Source organism: Parabacteroides faecis (assembly GCF_014647375.1).
Lineage (GTDB): Bacteria > Bacteroidota > Bacteroidia > Bacteroidales > Tannerellaceae > Parabacteroides > Parabacteroides faecis.
Map to the genome: position 1 here is coordinate 444,849 of NZ_BMPB01000001.1, position 21,538 is coordinate 466,386.

Consider the following 21,538-nt stretch of genomic DNA (forward strand, 5'->3'; position numbering starts at 1 on the left):
AAATAGTCAGCCCTGTTACCGGTAAAGCCGATAACAGGGCTGACAAGAACCAAGCCTTTTATACCGGATTATAATCCGGCTATTGAAAACAGGCGTACGATCAGGTCAAAATCGGAATCACGGAAAGAGGTTTCCCAGGGTGTCGTATCCGCCTGATCATTCCGTGATTTAATCATTCCCGCAGCTTTTTCTCTTTCTCCCCGATAAATAGCAGTACACCATTGTACAATACGGTTTTCCGGAAAATCCGTACTCCAGGCAGTTACCATACGGTCTGCCTCCGGCTCCTTTCCTGACTCACGCAAAGCCAGCGCACTTAACAAGTTACCGGAACCGAAATACGAACGTGATGTCTTATATCCGGCTACAGCAGCGAATAAGGCAGCAGCTTTCCGGTCATTCCCCTGCCCTGCCATCGCTTTCGCTTCCATATAATCTTCCAGACGGCTGTCGATCATGTTGTCATAAGGTTTCCCGACCCCCAGATTTTCCGGCCATTCCTTAGAGGCCTCCACGCTTTTCATCGCTTGCTTATAATTTTTACGGCCCAACTGTTCCATTGCCCGATATAGATTAGCCTCCCGGTAAACAGCCCGTCCGGCATACGAGCCTTCATTCGGAAGTACCTGCATCCGGCTCAACAAGGAGATACATGACTGATACTCGCCCGTTTCACACAATGCCTTCGCATATTTCAAACCGATATAATAGTTCGACGGATACTTCTTCATATACTTTTTTCCCGTCTCGACTGCTTTCTGCCATTGGTTGCCGGCTACATAATAGTTGATCAAGGCAAAACCGGTACGCCATGACAGCCCGACCTGTTCCGCTTTCAACAGATCGGCCAACCGGGATTCACCTTCTTTCAAAGAGGCACGGGTCAAATAGAACGGTGCATAGTCCACGTCTCCACAACGCTCAAACAACGCGAACGCCTTTGCCTTATCCTGATTAGCCCACCGGATCAGCCCTTCATAATAATCGATCTTCCAGTCCGGGCGCACTGTCCTCGCCCATTCCAGCGCTTTCAAAGAGGAGGGACGGAAAGGGAATACCATCGCGGGGGACATCCCGGCAGCTCGTTGCAACATCTGCCGACTTTCATCCTCGTTGCCTGTCCGGTGCAACAAGTAAGCCTGTTTGTAAAGGGCAACCGGATAACTACCCGCGCATGACAAAAGAGACAGCGCTTCTTCCGTGCACCCAACCGACTCATACCATTCAGACAACTCCATATAGGTTTCAAACGGCAGTTCATTACGTATCAACGACTGGAAATCATCGATCGGATGTCCGGAACCTTCACCCAGATAGAGCTGTTCAAAACGTGCGGCATGATATAACGGAAGGTCTTCCAACAACGACTCGATAAGTGCTTTTGCTTTTTCCGGTCGATCAGTCTTACGGTAGACCACCATTAACACATGGTCGGCAGTCAGGTTCATCCCGTTGAACTCTTTACTCTTCAATGCATAATGTTCCGCCTTCGCCCAATTCTTATCGATCAGGAACATTTCGGCTAATTTTTCATAAGCAACACTGCGTACGCCCGGCGAATAGGATGCTATCGAAAAGCCGTCTTTGGCATCCGTGTTATTCCCCAGCGCCCTATTGCATAACCCATACAGATAATTGACGTCTCCATCATACGTGTTAATGCTCAACGCCGTTTTACAACGGGCAAGAGCCTCGTCATAACGCCCCTGGCGATAATACAGGGAAGCCAGGTCTGTCAGCGCAGGTACGAAATAAGGATCTTTATCCAGAGATGCCAACAAAAACGTCTCTGCTTTATCAAGTACTTTTTGATTCATCCACTGTTCTCCCTGCGTATAAAGACCATACACCGAGTTCCAGTCAAAGTCGGCAGGCAGCTGTTTCGGACGATTGATTATATTATCCGACGGGACTTCCGAATACACCAATAAATCTTCTCCCACCACCACTTTCAGTTTTCCGGCAGCCACTGCTTCACTCAAAGGGATTGAATCTTTCCATGTTTCAAGCACACCGCAATTCAACGGGACGGAACGTACTTCTTTGTCTCCTTCACAGACCTTCAGCGTCGTAGACAGTTTCTGCAAAGGAGAAAAATACAACTTCAGGAAGCCATCTTCCCTCAACACGTTAAGCGCCCCGACACGGCTGGCTTTCGAAACTCCTTTTATTCCTTTTACCGGGAACCAATACTCCGTCCACCGGTCGGTACCCTGCGGACCGAATGCCGTATGTTTATAGGGAGTAAAGCTGCTATTGGAAGCCGGTTGGTTATACATACGTCCGGATTGCAATTCGATATACTGACCGTCGGTATCGGTCAACAGATCTTCCCAGATGCCTCCTTCACGGGAAAGTCCCCAAAGGAAGATCTTCATACCCAGCTTCTCGTCATAATCGGCATGATGGATCGAACCGAAATCATACTCATGCCAGTAAGCACCATAGAAATCGTTATATTTTCCTACTATATGGTATGATTTGGAATTGCCGAAATCATTCTTTTCATACCAGGAGATATCCCGGCCCTGTTCATCCAAAGGAAACGAATGGAGTTCGCCGCCATGCCCGATATAATTGGTTCCCGGATAACAGAACTGCGCATTCCCTGCTGCCGCATATCCGGCATTCATCCACTGATAGTAAGGCTGATCGATGGAAGAACCGTTATGCCAGGTCGTCGTTGTCGTAAAATAAGCTTTATCTTTCGGCAGATTCACTTCCACGGTCCAGAGTGTCCGGGTAACCAGTTCATAAGAGGATACATAACAACTCACACTTCCGTCCGGCTTCTGCCGGGTCACATAGTCTACCGGCGTACTGGAAGTCGGAGCATGGCCGATAATACCGAAATTAAACTCGATCCCCCCCGATGTCCAGGGACCGCGCATGGCTATATCGCGAAACTTCACGACATGGTTGTTATAGATAAACTCCTTTTCGGTCGTTTTGTCCGTCGCCCCCCATATCTTTCCTCCGATTTCCGGGAAGAGCGTCAGCTTGATATAGTCGTTTTCAAGCGAAACGACTTTCCATTGTTTATCGATCCCTTCAGCGGAGAAACCGTCAAAGCGGAAATAGGGATAGAACAGATCGGAAGGATCTGCCACAGGGTCGGGATCAGAGAACGGATAGGTTTTAACTGTCTGTACCGTCTCTGTCACAGTCGCTTGCTGCTGTGCAAATAAAGGTTGCAACAAAGAGGTTGCACAAAGAAGGATGAGAATCTTTTTCATGGTAATTCATTTATATATAAGGAGTACATTCCGGATAAATTATACTATGTCGGAAGACTTTATTTCACAATAATTAATAGTCCCTTACCTTTGGGTACAACCATTTCATCACCGGGTTTCCAACTGGCTTCCTGTTGGAAATTCTCAACAGAGGGAGCATGTAATGTCACTTTAGAAGCATCCAGACCGAGTTTAGCCCAATCGATGGAAAGTGTTACTTTCGCATCTGTATCTTCCCAGGTTGCCAATGAGATCAACGTCTTATCTCCCATATGACGGTAAACGGTAGCCAACGTCTTTTCACTGTTTGTCTTCACCGGATTATCTTTCACCCAGTAACCGATCATTTCGCTCTTTTGCATACCGAATGAATCCCACAATTTCCATAACGGTCCGTTATCCACACGGGGACTACGTCCTGTCATTCCATACAGCATACCGCGCCACGGGTTACCGCCACCTTCCAGCATTTCCCCCATCAGACCGTAAGGGATACCTGAAACCTCTATCAACCAGAACTCGGGAGGATAATCATAGTTGAAATACTCACCGAACCACAGGCGATCGAGATAAGGAAAATGTTCGAGATAAAGATTCGCACTATTGGCAAAACCATCCCTCGGATTATACTGGTTCGCCGAATGCAGATCGATCATCGCTCCCGGATTCGAACGGTTCAGTATCTTACGGATGCGTTTCATCGTCATACGGTCGAACGCCAGGTCGTCGATATACAACCCGTCGATACCAACGTGCCGAACCAGCCAATCCAGACCCTCCAGATAATAATTGTGCCAGCGGGAAACACCGCTGTTAACGATTGCCGCATCTTTCAGATGAGGCACAAACCAGGCACCTATATAATTCGGATCCAGATGTTCCTGCAACCAGGAGAAGCCTCCGCCGGGCCCCTCCGAAAATATTTCATTCCCCAAACTGCGCAAAGCGTACATCTCCACACAACTATTAGACAGTTCACGCACCGTATTATAAATTTTCACCTTCATATCCCGTGCATGAGCACCGTCGATATAAGCTTTCATCTCCTTTGTCCGCAGGAACGGATAGTTAATAAAAGGATTGATGCCGTTTGCATGATGTATATTAATCACATTAGCACCCACCTTTTCAACCTTCTCTATAAAATCATAACTATGATAGTAGCGTTCACGCCATTGCTTATCCGTATCGATCGTACGGAACGGAGTAATAGCCACATTGAAATAATAGTACAACTTATCGCCTTTCTTCACCTGCCGCTTACCGGAATAAGCATTGATGCGTGTCCCGTCGGCAGCCTGATTGATATCGATACCTCCGTTCCCGTTGTTACACCAGGAAACAGGCATGTGCAACGGTTTCTGGTGGTAGAAGTTCGTATTCAACGGACGTTCGTATGTATCGTCATAGAAACGGATCTGAAGTCCGGCGTTGACATCTCCTATCCACGGTCCATCCTGATTCTTTTCCACATCCCATTTCCAACGGATATCTTTCGGACAATAACCGCCTTTTTCACCCAACCCCATCATATAACGGCCAATACCGGAAGCCAGATGAGTTCGCAGGCCGATATCTTCCACAGCCGCATCTTCGCGGGCAACCAGAGTCACTTTATATTCGATATTTCCATCCGATTCCATCTTTCCTTCCAGATCCATCAGGAAACGACTGTTCTGATTCAGAGCCTTCCAGGCAATAGCTCCCTGTTTATGTTTCGTAATCTCAAAATTCAGGTTCTCCCACGCACCGCCGTCAGCTGCCAGTACCATCGGGGCTGCCAGTATGGAACGGCCGTCGCTGCCGATACCGGTTATCGTTTCTTTAAAATAACTGGTAATATTTGCAGGCAAGCCTAAAGGAGAGAGCGTCACTTCACGTCCCAGGCAACGAATGGTTTTATCCTTCAGTACCAACGGTGTATACGGGGCGATCACTTCATCGTCAAAACCGATCTGTGAGTTCAGCCAGCGCAGGCGGGAATGACGCCAGGGTTCGTTGTCCCCATGATCGGCAATCACATTCTCCGAAACATTCAAAGCGACCTGTACCGTTTTAGTTTCCGCATTCGCAGCAGACACGGTTACTGTTCCCTGATAAGTTCCCGCAGAGAGATGTTCCGGCAGCTGGGTTCCGATCCATAAGGCCTGGACCTTCCCTTTATCCACCGAACAGTTCTTTTTGAAGACAGTACCGGTCACGTCTGTCCCTTCCGTATTGAAGCAAGTGAAAGAAGAAGCCGGGATTTGTTCGCCCGTCGCCGCATTAGCCAGGCCGGAAAAGTCGACATGCAGGTTCTCCACATTGGAACGGGCCGCCCATACTCCCAACTGGAACACATAATATTCGCCTTTATCCGCCTGCCCGGTGAATCGGTCATGACGGTCTTCCTCAATCCATTTATAGGGAATATCGGTAGTCATCCGGATCGGATATTTCCGGTCTTCGGTAAACAGGATATACTTCCCGGAAGGATGTTCTTTCAACAATCGGGCAGTCTCTGCTGCCGTTGCGATCACCTCCATCGGGTAGAAGCTGTTCAACTGATCAATCGCCTGGAATTGCACCACCTTAGCCGCAGGCAGCGAAGGGGCTTTCTTCCCTGACAACTTATTCTTCTTCATCCACTCGGGTGAAGCCGTATTTTCAAAAGGAGGGTAATCGACGGTCGGATAATAACGACTGCCGCTCATCACATTCTTCAGGTAATAAATATAATAGGTTCCCGGAACGGTCTGTGGCTGGAAAGCGATTTCTCCTTTCTCCCGATTCATTGTAAAGCGGCAAACGTTCGTAACCTGCTTCCCGGTAGCTGCATCCACAACGATCAGGTTCTTATCTTCCGGATTCAGATCGCGGCGGCGCCATTCTACAGTTGCAAACACTGCGTCTGCCGGCTTCTCCACCGATACGACAACGCGGTGATTTCCCAACGAGTCGGCATCCCAGGAACCCAAACCATACAGTTCGCCGGCAGGTATGCTCTGAGCTTGCAAGCCTCCGAAGGTTAACAAACCCAACAAAGTAAATAGTAATTGTTTCATATACTTAGTATTTAAGATTCAAATCCGGCTGACCAGTATCATAAGTGCCTTATAAAAGTGTTTATCCTCTGCTTACCGGATAAACTTTTCTTTCGATAATTCTATTCATCAAAGATAATAATATCTTCTTAAGTTGCTTATGCAAAACTTATTATCATTTACTTTTTGTTGGCGGAATAGCTGTTTCAACTCCTTTTGCACTACTATTCCGACGGTGCTCACATACGCATGTAAAAGGGACCAGGACTGCGTATCAGTCCTGATCCCTTTCATTCTATCACAATATAAAATATATGACGTTGAAAAAACAAGGTAAGTCATTTTTCAACCACCAGCCATGTATTTCCTCGGGCGGGAATAGTCACCTTGATATCTACCGTATAGTCTCTGTTCAGCTTATAGGTAACCGGAGCATTCTCTTTCTCCCTGATCTTCGCCACATCGGAGAGGCCGGTGTAATAAAGCGGAAGCTGGATGGTACGGGTGATAGCCTGGTCGGTCGGGTTGAACAACAAGGCAAAGCCTTTCTCCTTTCCTTGCGGATCGACATGCATAAAGCCATCCCAGTCACGTCCGTCGGCACGGCGCAGGTGGATCAGTTCGCTGTTCAGAATATTCCGGTATTTCTTGTACCAGTCGATCACCTCCACCACGGCAGCTTTCGTCTCCGGGGTATCGTACAAACGGGGACCACGGTAACAAGCCTGTACACCGGCCCCATAGTTCTGGATCATATGTGCTTTATAATCGGGGATATGATCTTTCAAAGGCTCGAGTGTGGCGGCTGCCCCACCGCCATGATATTGGGTTAGCGGAACGAATGTCCAGCACATACCCGGCAGACGTTCCCACAGGCCGTCGTACATCACCTGGCGTCCCAGAACCAACTGCCGCTCACGCGGAAGCGACCAGTTCACCTCCCGGTAACCGATACCGACCTTCGTCCCACCGTTCAGCATATAACCGAAGTCGGGGATATTCGTATAAATACCTTTCTCACACATCCATTGGTACAGGTTCACGATCTGCTGGCGTTGTTTCCACTGGGAATCTTTCAAACCCTTATGATGGGCATGGCTGGTCGAAGCACAGACGTTGCCCGGGTAAGAGCCGTCGTTCTCAAAGACCGTCATTCCCGTCTTCTCGTAGAAAGAGCGTATCTTGCGGAAATAGTCATACCCCCACTCGCTGGAAAGACAAGGCGAACTACCGAAGATCATGCCTCCGCGCTTTCCTGTTTCCGGGTTGATAACATCCACCTCATCGCTGATCCAGCGGCTCGACAGCAGGGAATAACCGCCCAGTTCGATGCCTTTGGAATTGGCATATTCGGTAAATTCCTTAAACTTGGCAATGTTGGCTTCACTCTCATCCTCCATATTCAGTCCGGAGCCGAAACTGAGGATAACCATCTCATAACCGGTCTCCGCACACTGGTCGATAGCCGTCTTCACCACCTTCGGGTCTGACGATACACAATGGAGGAAGATCGGGTTCTCAGTCGTCCACGGAGCTATCTTACGGTACATCCGTTTCAGGAAAAGACCTTTCCGGTCACGGTCATCGCTATCGAAAGGCATCAGCCAGGTGCGGAAACTCCTGAACTTGCCACCGGCAGCAATATCTTCATCCGGTCCCATCGGGAGCTTTACCTCCAGCAGGCAAGGGGTGAGCAAGGGATAGTTGCACTGGGAAGTATAGCGCGGGTCGGTATTCCAGAACTCGGTCCGATCGGCTTCCCGCTCGGTAAAGCCCAGGAACGCCCAGTCGCTTTCGACATGGATATTCGGTTTCAGGAATTGTTCGGGACGCTTGGCTTCCACCGGAGACTCGGGTTCCGCCATAGCCAACTGCTCCAGCGTAAATTCGTCGAGCGTAATACGCATGTCGCTTGTATTCTCGATCTCCATCCATTTGCTGATGCAGGGGATGCCGTCATAGAGGGCGTAGTTGAGTTTCACCTTTACCCCTTTCAGGTAGTCCGGTCCTTCGAGATAGAAAGAGAGTACCTTCCCGGTCGTTTCACCCGGCTTCACCAGCGACCAGCGTTTGTTCGCCCAGTCGATACGAGGTGCCAGTTCGGTAATATCGAATCCTGTCACCCGGAACGAGTTCGGCAGGATGGTCAGGCTGTCGATCCATTTATATTGGGTATATCCGTATTCGAACTGCCCGTCGAGGCCGCCCAACGTATACACCTTATCGTCTATCTTCAAAATACCTTCATTGCTGACGGCACGCAGCATGCTTTCACCGGTCATCTGATTGATCAGGTCGACCGTTGCCAGGTTCGGGTAGACACGGAAGATACGGCTTACCAGGCCGTTGGAAAGGACAATATCTTTTCCATTATGCGTCTGGAAGATACCGGCTTTCACCCCTTTGGCATCGAGCAGCCAATCCTTCCCGGGACGTGCCACCGGCAGATCGATAACCGGTAATGCGGCGATCTTATTACGTAATTTCTTTTCCACCGCTGCCGGCATCGTTTCGACAGCTCCTTTATAATCGGCATTAACCAGCGATGGTTTGATCTCGTTGTAAGAGAAGACCGGCTCGATCCAGTCGGCATGGTCGCCGCTTACACCGTCTCCGCCATCTTCCACGATCAGCTCCAGGACATCCACCCCGGATACGTTCAACGATACTTCACGGGCTTTCTCGCCTCCACGAACCATCCCGCTGTTATACATCTCTTTCCCGTCACCTACCAGGCGGAAGACAACACTCCCTTTCCCCAGGGAACCGTCACCGGAACCTACTCCGACAAACTGTTTCTTCCCTCCGGTACCATCTGTCCGGTAGAACAGCATCGTCCCGTCCGTCATAGGTATCTTACTGAAATCTTCTTTCCTGTAATCGAGCGAACGATCGTTCACCCCTACTTTGCAGGTAAATTGGGAGGTGTTGTTACGCAGGCTCAGTTTGATCTTACTGTTTGCCTGTACGCCGACTCCTTGTTTAAACTGTTCACCGGCTATCGTCAACGCTTCGCCGGTAACTGCCATATTCTTCATAGGCGAGCCGTACTGCTGATAGGCAAGAGATAAATCCATCTCCGGCAAGGAGAGGGTATTCTGGGCGTTAGCAGTCAGCCCCGATAAGAAAAATCCTCCCAGAAGGAGAAATAAAGAGATTGTCTTTTTCATGGTAAAATTCAACATATGTATAAGTCCCCCAAAGATACTCAAATATATATCCGGCGACCTTATGATTAATAATCGTTTTATTTCCCTGTCATTCGTTTCAGCGGGATCTGTACATTAAAACATCCTCCGTCCGTACGTGGATTGACATCGACAACTGCACAGGCAGCATATAATATCAAAGGATTCCCCTTGTCATCCAACAATAGTTGCGGACGTTCCAGACGGTCTACCCGAATAGTATCGCCGGAGTCCAGTATCAACTCTTTTTTGAGGAACCGGGAGTGCTCAGGCTGTAACCAGTCGATACCGTCTTTCGAATACATCAGGGCCAGAGAAGGCTCTCCTTTCGTGAACTTCCCGGTAAAGTCCTTGAATATGGCATAAAAGAGTTTGTCGGTCTGATTATACCAGACATAAGGATCTTCGGCAGATAACTTCTCGCCACCTGTCGTCTCTACGGTAAATATCTCCCGGTCGAGGGGGACGAACGGCCCCACCGGCGAATCGCCAATAGCCACTCCGTGCACACCTCTCCAGGTAGGGTCATAGATATTCCCTTTGAAATAAAGCAGATATTTCTGATCGGAAGGACGATAAACGACCGAAGGATTCACTACGATAATATTATCCGGCAACGGTTTCGTTCCCTCGGGGGAAGGGTCTACGATAGCATCCTGTTTCACCCGGGTTCGGGGTGTCAATAAAGGCCGGTCGAAATGAGTATAGTCTCCTTTCAACAGGCGATCGAACGACTCGAACTCTATTACCCCGATTTTCAGCCACTGCTGGATACGGCTACGCCGGTCGAGCTCACCGGAAGAACATCGTATGGGAACCTGTCCTGCAGGATCAGTTCCTCCGATATAATACAGATAATATTTACCGTTGAACCGCCGTATATGCGGGTTATGGACTGTCTGGGCATCCCATGATGAGGTATCGGGGGCATATCCGTCCGGATTCAGGAAGAACCCGAGAAAACGGAAACCGCCGTCGGGCCTGTCGGATACGGCAAGTCCCAGTTTTGAACCCAATACCCAGGCATCGGAAAACTTATAAGTACCCGCCTCAAACCCGGTAAAAACAAGATAGTATTTACCGTCTTCCCCCTGAATAGGTGATGCCCCCCAGACAAAATGCCCGTCCACCTGAAAGCAGGAATGCCCGGTCACCCGGGAACTATCAGCCGATATGATCCGTAGACCTACCGCCTCCGACTGATACCGACAGTTCTCCTCCGGAGATAAAGACCGGCAACCGCCACCCAGTAGCAACCCGGTCAGTGCTATAATGAACAAACTTTCTTTCTTCATCTGACAATTTCTGCAAATTCTATTAACCAGACTGGCTGTACCCAGGGGTAATATCTGCATGATATTTAATACAAAAATAGGTCTTCATCTTCCTCCCGGAAATAGCAAATAATTGCCTATTACGTGGATAATTATTGCTTACCGTTTACGGATATGCGTGCCACAAAACCTCCTCCCGACATTAGTTCTTCCTTTATTCGCTGTCCGGAACGTATTTTACTCTTCTTTACCCCGATCTGTTTCCGGTTACCGGGAGTATCCGAGGCTATTTCCATATGATATTTACCTTTTGGCAAGAAATCCAGCTTTGCATCAAACGTCCTGGCGGTCTCTCCGTTGAGAACGGTCAGATACCAGACATCTCCCTTTCTCCGTGCTAAAGCAGCCAGTTGCCCGATCTCGCTTTCCGGCAACACGATTGTCTCATCCCAGGTCACCGGGACACTTTCTATGAACGATCTACCGGGGCACGACAGCATATCTTCCATGTCTGCCGCAAAGATCAACATCGGAGAAGTGAACATATAGATCGATGACAGTTGATGGCCAAAAGTTACGGACGGATGACAAAAACCACGGAAATTCAAAGGTGTATAGTCAGCCGGACCTACCAGCCAACGGGTAAACGGCAATACCGTATTATGATAAGGCCAGGGCGGACCCGGAGCCCAGCTATTCTCTCCGCCTACACACTCCAGTCCTCTTACTGCTTCTTTCGCCAGTAAGTTCGGATAGGTATACGAATCACCTGTCGGTTTATTCACGCCGTGAAAGATGACCATTAATTTTTCTTTGGCTGCAGCTTTCAGAATATCTTCCATCAGATTGACCGTAAAGACATTCTCCGTATGGAAGAAGTCTATTTTCAGACCTTTCACTCCTACTTCCGCACACTTCTTCATAAAATCGGCACGCTCTTCCGCATCTACCAGACCCACATCGGATTTATTTCCAAACCGGGGAGACGAAGAACGCCATACCCAGATATCTACATTCTTTGCTTTGGCATAATCTACCAGGTCTTTCAACATCTCCCACTTGGTTCGTCCGTTTGCCTCTTTTTCCGTTTGCTGCCACAACTCCCAGCCGTCGTCTACCACAACAGACTCGATACCCAGTTCGGCACATCCGTCCACATATTTTTTATGATTGGCAACACTCAGCCGATCATTGCCTTCCACCAACCAGGTAAAGGTCGCTCTGCCCGGTTTGATCCAGTCGGTCTTCGCCCCGTCAGGGAAAAGCGTTTTATCCGGTTGGTCGGATACCTGAGCGATAATCCGGTTGTTCACCAGACCATTCAGATCTTTTGCCAGCATAAGAACGCGCCAGGGAGTTACGATTTCCCCGCTTTGCCCTTTCGGAGAGATGGTCCACGGTACATTACGTACAGCTTCATGCCAGTATTTTGCAGGTGGAAGGCCGGTTATTATCCCCGTTTCCATATGCCCTTTATTCTCTACATAACCGAATTGTACCGTGTTCGGAGCTGTTCCAAATAGTACGGCTCCATGATAATTGAACAGATTCGCTTCCGTGATCGCTGCATAAATCCCATTCGGCAGATGGAAAGTGGCAGGCGGAGCCAGTAGTTCACCTTCTATACGGTCGGTCTCCCGCTCCTGGTACTCTTGTAACCAGCCATATTGGAAAGGGCCGCTGGCATACCAGACTTTCGTCTGTGACGGAAAAATAAATGATGTTTCCTCTCCGTAAATACAGACTGGTCCCTCTGCCGGAACACGGTAACGCAAGGCGATACCGTCCTGAAATATTCGGATATCCATATAAAAACGGCTTCCGTCGGCTTGCTGTAACTCATAGACAAGCGTATTATTTTCCTTTTTTTCCTTGTTAAGCAGCTGAACGTCTTTCCCCAGCTGACGGTGGTCGATATTCAGCCCCAAAGGGGCTTCCCGGATAACTGGATTTTCCTCATAAGAGACATCCAGCACCAATTGCTTATCGGCATTCGCCTCTACTTTCAACTTTACCGGGGTAGCACCAGACATGGCATCAACCCCCTCTGCATCCTTCCCTTTTACGAGCTGATCAACACTCAGTAAAAGCAATGCTATCACTAAAATTTTCGATACATGATTATTCATCTCAAGTTATATTAGGGTTCCAAACTTTGAAATGGTAAAAATAGGAAACAATCCGGTTGAGACTTTTATAAAATACGAGTATTATTTTGCAAAATCCGGGATTAGGGAGATCTGTTTCACTACCGCCCTAATCCCGGATATAGATGTTTTATAATTTGCAGCTCTGGTCACCGACAGACTATTAGCAGTTGTCGATACTCACTTGACAGTCATAAAGCGGAAATTATAATCACTGAATGACCAGACTTTAGCCCCTTCAGGAATGACAGCTCTTCCCGTTTTATTTCCATCCGCATCTACATCCACTTTCAGAACGATACGGGAGAAGTCTCCTTTCTCATAGTCAAAACTTTTCCCGTCATCATCATACAAATTATAAGAAGAAGCTGCTTTGCCATAATGACGTACTTCCAGCGGCAGTTTTTCATCCTTCACCTTTGTCACGACCGGCCATAGAGGAATAATACCTCCATCTTTCACATATACTGGAATTTTTGACAACCCGGGAGAAACTGTTATCACCTCTCCTTCTCCAGCAAACTCTCCTGTATAGAAATCATACCATTTACCTTGCGGCAGGATCACCTGACGTTCTTTCTCACCTGCAAACAGAGGGGCGACAAGCAGGTTCGGACCCACCATAAACTGGTCCTTCACCTCTTTCCTTACAGCCATCGCATACGGATTGGCTGTCGCATCCAACACCCCTTTTTCTGTTTGGGCATCCGCCTGATAACCTTCTTCCAGATTCATGGCACGAACAGGAGGTATTCCTTCAAAAGCATAATCGGCAAAAGCCGTATAGAGGTAAGGAATCAGTTGCATACGTAATTTTGCAATCTCATTCACCTCATCCGTCACATCCGAGAACGACCAGGGCTTTGTTCCGTCTGCCCAGGCATTCAGCATTGCCAAAGGAGAAAAACAAACCGTCTGCATACGACGCAACCACTCTTCTGAAGTCTTAGAAGCACGCACCTCAGGAGTCCACAAAACTCCGATAAACGAACTATTAATCAATGCTGTAATAAAATCTTTATGATTATAATAGTCATTATAAATTACATACGGATAAGAAGACGTTCCTGCATTACCGGCACGAACCAGTCCGTATGTTCGCTCATTCCGTTTATGATACATTTGCGTGGTTATATCCTGCATCAGGGAACCGTAAATCTGACGCATTTGTTCGGCTGGATGTCCGGATGGGAAGGTTGCAACATCAGGCCAAAGCCAAGAATCGAAGCCATCGTTTTCATCCATCTTATATCCGCTAACACCTTTATCCAGCTGGTGCTTTTCAAAATGTTCCGTCATGATCTTTTTTGCTTCCGGCATTGAATAATCGGGAACGATACCACACCAGACAGTATGGGAGCCGGTATAGGGTTCTATTTTATCATACAGTTCTCCATCAGGAGATACATATGGGTTTATCCAGACATTTGTTTTGATATTCTTATCATTCAATCCATTCACAAAGCCTTCCGGGTCTGGGAAACGTCCCGGATCCCATTCATAGGTACAAGGATATGAACGGCTCATCCAGCCAGGTTCAAGGCCAATCACACTCAGAGGAAAACCACGCTTTTCAAATTCGGCAACTTCATCATTCACATCCTTATCAGAAAATAAGGAAGGTACGCGATGCCAGAATCCTAATCCCCATCGGGGCGGCAATGTTCCTCCCCCGTTATAGAGGTTAAAACGGCGTACCACATCTAACATCGTCGGTCCGCCGAAAAGAATGACTTCAACACCATCTGACGGTACCAGAAACTCCAGATTATCCGAATAAGGCTGAGCTTCCCAATTCTTATCACTATTCCGGTCTCTCACAACCGGAGGATTTTTACTGTCTTTACGCACGGAAGTACCCACCCATACATCTATATAACGGGCTGAGTTGATTAATGCACCATACCCCCGGGAAGAGACAAAGAAAGGAACAGGTGCATGCGTACGGCCATCGTCCTTACCACCATAATGGTCCACATGTAAACGCATGATACGCCCTCTCTGTTCTACCGTTTTAAAATTCAATCCTAAACCAAATATCTTTTCCCCTTTCTCCAGCGGAAAACGGATATAGGTCTTTCCGTCGATCTGCTCAAAACTGATATCCTCTTCAGATACCGGCAGTGAAACATCTCCCATCTTTCGGATAGCATCCAACTTCGGAGTTATGTGTAATTCACTCAATAAATTAACCTTCTCAGGCGTCCCGACAGAAATATTCCATACTCCAGCCGCTTTTTCTTGCCATTCTACTCCAGTCTTTTTCTCTGTAGAATGATTACATGCACTTAGAAAACCAAGTACACAAATTAGTGTCAGGTATCTTCTCATTATACTACATATTTGATAAGAAGGCAGGAACGCCGTCCCCGCCTCCATAATTATTAAAATCAATCTAACGGATTGAATGTTCCGCCGCTCCATCCTTGTGTCTGCTCCATCTTGGAATTAGTTTCCAGATATTTGTTCGGTATGGCATAAAAATAATAGTTATCTTTAAAATCGATTGTAAACTTCTTATCCAGAACAACCAATGAGTCTCTGAAGTAAGTGCCATAATCATTCTCAAAGTCAACCGTATCCTTTATTTTATTGAATTCTTCTTCAGGAATATTCAGTTTTGGCTGAACGCCGTGACGAACTTTACCATTCAATTCCGAAGCAAACATACGTCTGCGTCGCAAATCCCAATAACGTTTTCCTTCAAAAGCCAGCTCGATCTTTCTTTCAAGCATGATTGCATCAATCATCTGATCCGATGTCATCCCCTCCTTCAAACCATACATTCCATTATTTCCGGCAAGTATTCCTGCCCTTTCTCTGATCGCTTTCAAAACAGCGTAAGCTTCATCTGTTCTGCCTAACATAGCTGCACATTCTGCATAGTTCAACAACACTTCAGCATAACGGATTTCGATCCAGTCCGTACTGCTTCGTTCCGTATAATAGGGTGTGTAAGACGGATCGACAGCCTTTCTGCAATAAAATCCTGTTGCAGTTGGCATATTTAATTCAGCACCAACGTAAGTCCACTGCTTTCTTCCGCTTTTACCGCTTAATTCCCATGTACAACTATTATATGCAACTGTTGTTTTAAACCGCGGATCACGGTTTTTCCAATATAGAACAGGATCATAGTCCTTCGATTCTGAAATAGGTACTCCTGTAACCATCGGATAAGACTCAACCATTTCCAATGTCGGATGATTTGCTCCCGCATGATTCTGTGCCTCAGAAATTGGACGTGTAGATGCATTCCAATAATTTACAGCACCCGGTTCCTGGTATCTGCGTCCCCAAACGACTTCTTTGTTCATTTCATCATACCACAAATTCTCGTAACTGGGGTATAGGCCATAGCCATTTGCTTCCAGTTCTTCTTTTGCTTGTTTATTCACCTTATAGGCAGTTTCCCAACGATCGGTATGATTATCCGGATTAAACTGCGGACTTGCATAATACAACAACACACGTCCTTTGAATGCAAGTGCAGCAGCCTTAGTAGCCCTGCCGAGATCATCACCAGTCCAGCTCCAAGGTAAATTTTCATAAGCATAATCCAGATCCTGCAGGATAATATCTATACATTCGGAGGTTTTATTACGAGTCACCAACAGATCATCCGTCAGTTTCTGTGGTCTGAGGATCATCGGCATACCACCGTAAACGCGTACCATACCGAAATAGCGCCAGGCACGCAAAATAGAGGCCTGTGCTTTCAGGCTGGTACAAGTCTCAGCATCTATAGCCGGATTATCTTCCAGTTTCTCAAATAACAAGTTGATATTACGGATACAGCCATAGTACCAATAATCCACAGATGCAGTCGTCAACTGACCATACAGATAAGCATCCCCTCCTTCTGACTCATCCGAATAAGCTGAAAAATAGGGGATAGCGGCATCAGCATCTCCATCTGCTTCTCCATCCCATTTGGGCAGATTCCTTTCATATAACCGGTTCAGATAAGCAGTCGCATACTTAGCATCACCCCACACCTGGTCGTCCGTAACGGCAGACAAATCTTTTTTATCAAGGATATCTGAACATCCCATACTCACTGTTAATAATGAGCCGAATAAGAAATATTTTACATTCATACTATTGTGCATTATTAAATTAGAAACTAAGGTTCACACCGAAAGAATAACTTCTCATTAGAGGATATGCCCTGATGCTTGAATTTTCAGGATCATAATATTTCATTTTATTTTGCAGCAGACATAAGTTGTTGCCTGTCAGGAAGAACTTCAGCTGGGCAACACCTAATTTGGTCAAAACAGATTTAGGTAAAGCATACGCCAGATTCACATTTTTCAAACGCATGAAAGAGCCGTCACGTACCCAAAACGTCGATTCTTCACCTGCCGCATTACGGGATGCACGCGGAAAAGCAGCATTCACATTCTCCGGAGTCCAGTGGTCAGTCCAGAAGTCGAAATTCGTTTCCTGCGGCCGTGCCTGCGCACCTCTCATATCGATCATAATATCATTACCGGCAACACCCTGCAGGAAAATATCCAGAGAGATCCCTTTCCATGAGCCCCCCAAAGAAATACCATAATTCAAAGGAGGAGTCGTGTGATTAATAATCCAGTCTTTATCGTTATCATCGATCACGCCGTCGGGTTCGTCACTATTGGCGCCACGTAAATCCCGATAATTCAGCATACCCAGTTCCGGTTTTTGTCCGAAAATGGTATAGCCCTCCGGCAGTGCATCCAGATCCGCCTGTGTACGAAGAATTCCTGTTGCGATATATCCCATTTTTCGGTCCGTACTATAACCAATTTCCGACTTATAGGAACGAAGATTTTCTGCCTCATCTTTCGTAATCACCTCATTAACAGCATATCCCAGATTTCCCTTTACATAATATTTGAAATCATCACCGATCTTGTCATTATATCCCAATTCCACTTCAAAACCTCTTGCATCGATGACCGCATAGTTTTCAGACGGCATTTTTGCCCCGAAAGTAGCCGGGACACTGGCGGCACGATCGCCGAGAATGTCATATGTATGTCTGTAAAATGCATCTACGTTTAGTGAAAGCTTATTATTCAGGAAAGTAGCATCAAGACCAAAGTTATACGTCAAAGACTTTTCCCAGGTAATATCCACATTCGGAATTACATCGGCAGCAACACCACTGCTCAATGAACCGAAATAAGCACCGTCCACCAGATTATAACGCTGCATCCATTGCCATCCGCTAACAGCATTCTTGTCTTTCAACACGATACGGTCATTCCCCAGAAGGCCGATGGAGGTTCTCAGTTTCAGGTAATTCATAAACCGTACATTTTCTTTAAAGAATTTCTCTTCCGAAACTCTCCATGCCAATGAAGCAGAAGGGAAGAACCCCCAGCGATTCTTAGGTGCGAAGTTCACCGATCCGTCGTAACGGAAGGAAGCCTCCACCAAATATTTATCATCGTAACCATAATTCAAACGACCGATGTAAGAGATACGTCCCGTTTCTTCTCCCTTTCCGTCAACTGTCGAATTCTTTGAATCCGAACTACCTGCAAACAGCTGATCTACAGCAGATGAGATGAAATAATTTCTTCTTCCGTTAAACCAATCTACAGTTCCTTCCGTCTGCTCATAAACAAATAGTGCTCCTACATCATGTTTTCCGAATTTATTGGCATAAGTGATATAACCATTCAACTGGTAACTATCCTTCGTATCATATTTTTCTTCCAGATAATCACCGTCATTTCTCACCTTAACAAAATCAACTACATCTGTTACAATATGGTTATGGCCGCCGGTCATTTTAAACTCATACAACGAATAAGGACGGTTAAACTGTTTGATAAAAGTATGTCTGTTATACTTGTTGAACAATAGTTTCAAACTCAGTCCTTTTACAAACGGCACATTATATTGCAACGAAATATTCGCTTCATAGTTAGAATATTTCTTTCTGTTATAACCTGTATTATCGCCTAATATCTCCAACGGATGCCATTCTACAAAACTGCCTGTCGGCAAGCCATTGACATAAGGAGGAACCTGTCCGGTACGGAACAACAGGGCTTTATACAAGTCATTCATCGTATCATTGTCATTATCATATCTCCAATAAGGTTTATGATCATTCCTTATATCCATATTCAGGTTTAATGTAGCAACCAAATCCTTAGTAATATTTGCTTCGATGTTACTTCTCAGATTATATTTTTTGAAACTAAGATTATCAAAAGATCCGGTTTCATAATAATAGTTACCACCTATAAAATAACGAACACGTTCGTTACCTCCGCTTACATTCAGCGAATGTCTGGTAACCAACGGCTGTTTCCATGCTTCATCCAACCAGTTATAGTTATTTTTCCTGAAATATTCTAATTCATCATCCGTATAATAACTCAAATCTGTTGGATCCACATTTTCCACATCGCGGTTGTGGTTTATAAAAAGAGCCTGGTTATAAGCATTCTGTGTCTCCGGTATTTTAGTAGCATCCGACAAACCGATAGAACCTGTATAGGAAATGACCGGTTTTCCCATTTTCCCTTTCTTAGTCGTAACTAAAACAACCCCGTTAGCTGCACGTGCCCCGTAAATAGCAGCCGAAGCACCGTCCTTCAAAACAGACAAATTCTCTACTTCACTGGCATCCAAACCATCAAAAGCAAATTTATCACGTATGATACCGTCTATTACATACAACGGTTCCGTATCATTCCAGGTACCTTTTGCACGAACCGTCATATCGGAACTGGCTCCAGGTTTACCTCCGGATTGTGTCAGCAATACACCGGCTATTTTACCGACAAGTGCATTCGACAAACTAGAAGCCGGTGTATCCTGTATCTCTTCTGCGCTGACAGAAGAAACTGATCCGGTAAGGTTCACTTTTTTCTGGATACCATATCCAACAACCACCACTTCTTCAAGTTTCTGGGTGTCTTCCAACAGCTTCACATTAACAGGAGAACCATCGCGTACAGTCACTTCCTGACTGATATAACCGATATAAGAAACCAAAAGACTTTTACCGGAAACATTATCCAAAGTATATTTACCATCAACATCTGTGATCGTTCCGTTCGTAGTACCTTTTTCCACCACGTTGGCACCGATAACCGGTTCTCCATTAGCATCCATAACCACACCTGTGATAGTAACTTTCTTTCCCTGTGCCACAACCGGTATTCCCGGACCATCACTCTTTTCCGCCGGGTTGATCAGGATCAGGTTATTCTCTGTGATCTCATACTTGATCCCTTCCTTTGCAAACAGACGGTTCAGGATCGTTTCGACACTCTGGTCTTTCTCGCGGACAGAAACTTTCTTATCCAGGTTGATTTTTCCACTCTCATAAATAAACCGGAACTCGGACTGGTTCTCTATCAGGAAAAGGATTTCCTTGATGGACTGATTGCTTACGTCCAACGACAACTTCGTCTTTTGGGAATAAACGGTAGCCGAGATATTGAGCGAGAAAGCAATTAAAGCTAATGTTGTCAATCTCATAATAGCGTATACCTTTTTAAGGGCCGGAGACGATTCCGGTCTTGACAAATTAAAAAAATTCATATATTTGTAATTTGATTGTTAGTTAACAATAGTGCTGGACACACTGTGTATTAATGATCAAAAAATAGGACGGGAAGTGTTGCTGCATTTCCCGTTTTTGTGTTTTATGATAGTTTCTTCATAGGCAAATTATTTAGAGGTTATACTTATATTTTTTCCCTTCACGTGATAGGCAATATTACTTAAATGGGACAAAGCCTCCAGTACTTCCGTTATAGTTTCTTCCTGGATAACGCCATTGTAATGTATTTTTTCTCCCAGATTCTTCTGAATAGTGATATTGACATTATACCATCTTTCGAGATATTTACAGACATCCCCTAACGACATATTATCCATATAGAGCTTATTATTCAACCATCCGTAGGCATGAGACAAATCACCATCCAGCTGTTTCAGCTTGTTGGTCCGTTTGTCGAATTCCACCATTTCGCCGGCCTTCATATTCAGTTTGTTAGTGTGATCTCCCAGTTCGATATGCCCTTCCACCAAAGATGCCTGTACGGTCGGATCGTCAGCATAAGCTTTCAGATTAAAGGTCGTACCCAACACCCTTACCTCCACTCCGTTTGCCATTTTCACGACGAACGGGGTTTTACTTTTCGATACGTCAAAGAATCCTTCTCCCTGGAAACGGACCTCCCGGACTTTCTTTTTCGAATTATATACATAGGTAATATCTGACCCCGAATTCAACTTAACGATCGAGCCGTCGGGTAAGGCTATTTCCGAACGGTTCCCGTAATCAGCCGTCAGACTGACCGAGATATCCTGTTCCTCTTCAAACACTCCACTCAAGGAAAGGACGACCATTAATAAGACAGATGCTGCGATACCCGATAAAGTATAATACATATTATTCATACGTTTCCGGAAGATATTCTTCTGCCGGTTGACCGTATCGATCTTCTCCCAGGCGCGATCCGTATCGAACAGGCCGATATCCATATAATGTCCGGATTCCTCCCAGATCCTACGATACCGGTCCAGTTCCTGCCGATTCGACTCATTCCGGTCCAGCCATTCCTGCAGCACCGGGTCGGTGATCTCTTTCCCACCACTGAGCAGGTAGTCTACTATATGATCGCTTATGAGTCCTTTTCTCTCCATAAATAT

General features: G+C 46.2%; 9 protein-coding genes. All 9 read right to left on the bottom strand.

The window, feature by feature from the left end; translation table 11 throughout:
* Window positions 1-68: 68 nt before the first annotated feature.
* The 9 genes from IEY67_RS01440 to IEY67_RS01480 all read right to left on the bottom strand — a co-directional run bounded on the left by IEY67_RS01440 (window position 69) and on the right by IEY67_RS01480 (window position 21,532).
* Window positions 69-3,236, bottom strand: coding sequence for a DUF5107 domain-containing protein (locus IEY67_RS01440; protein WP_183670291.1), 3,168 nt, complete (start codon window positions 3,234-3,236; stop codon window positions 69-71).
* 59 nt (window positions 3,237-3,295) lie between these two features.
* Window positions 3,296-6,280 (bottom strand): glycoside hydrolase domain-containing protein, encoded by a 2,985-nt coding sequence (locus tag IEY67_RS01445; RefSeq protein WP_183670289.1) that lies wholly within the window; start codon window positions 6,278-6,280, stop codon window positions 3,296-3,298.
* A 317-nt stretch (window positions 6,281-6,597) separates the two neighbouring features.
* Window positions 6,598-9,429 (bottom strand): NPCBM/NEW2 domain-containing protein, encoded by a 2,832-nt coding sequence (locus tag IEY67_RS01450; protein ID WP_183670287.1) that lies wholly within the window; start codon window positions 9,427-9,429, stop codon window positions 6,598-6,600.
* 77 nt (window positions 9,430-9,506) lie between these two features.
* Window positions 9,507-10,742 (bottom strand): glycoside hydrolase family protein, encoded by a 1,236-nt coding sequence (locus tag IEY67_RS01455; RefSeq protein WP_183670285.1) that lies wholly within the window; start codon window positions 10,740-10,742, stop codon window positions 9,507-9,509.
* Window positions 10,743-10,873: 131 nt separating this feature from the next.
* Window positions 10,874-12,850, bottom strand: a complete 1,977-nt coding sequence (locus IEY67_RS01460; protein WP_183670283.1) for a glycoside hydrolase family 97 protein — start codon at window positions 12,848-12,850, stop codon at window positions 10,874-10,876.
* A gap of 198 nt (window positions 12,851-13,048) precedes the next feature.
* Window positions 13,049-15,199, bottom strand: a complete 2,151-nt coding sequence (locus tag IEY67_RS01465; protein WP_183670281.1) for a TIM-barrel domain-containing protein — start codon at window positions 15,197-15,199, stop codon at window positions 13,049-13,051.
* Between the two features lie 59 nt (window positions 15,200-15,258).
* Window positions 15,259-16,968 (bottom strand): RagB/SusD family nutrient uptake outer membrane protein, encoded by a 1,710-nt coding sequence (locus IEY67_RS01470; protein WP_183670279.1) that lies wholly within the window; start codon window positions 16,966-16,968, stop codon window positions 15,259-15,261.
* Between the two features lie 19 nt (window positions 16,969-16,987).
* Window positions 16,988-20,359, bottom strand: coding sequence for a TonB-dependent receptor (locus IEY67_RS01475; protein WP_183670277.1), 3,372 nt, complete (start codon window positions 20,357-20,359; stop codon window positions 16,988-16,990).
* A 192-nt stretch (window positions 20,360-20,551) separates the two neighbouring features.
* Entirely contained in the window at window positions 20,552-21,532 is a 981-nt protein-coding gene (locus IEY67_RS01480; RefSeq protein WP_183670275.1) for a FecR family protein, read from the bottom strand.
* Between the last annotated feature and the right edge of the window lie 6 nt (window positions 21,533-21,538).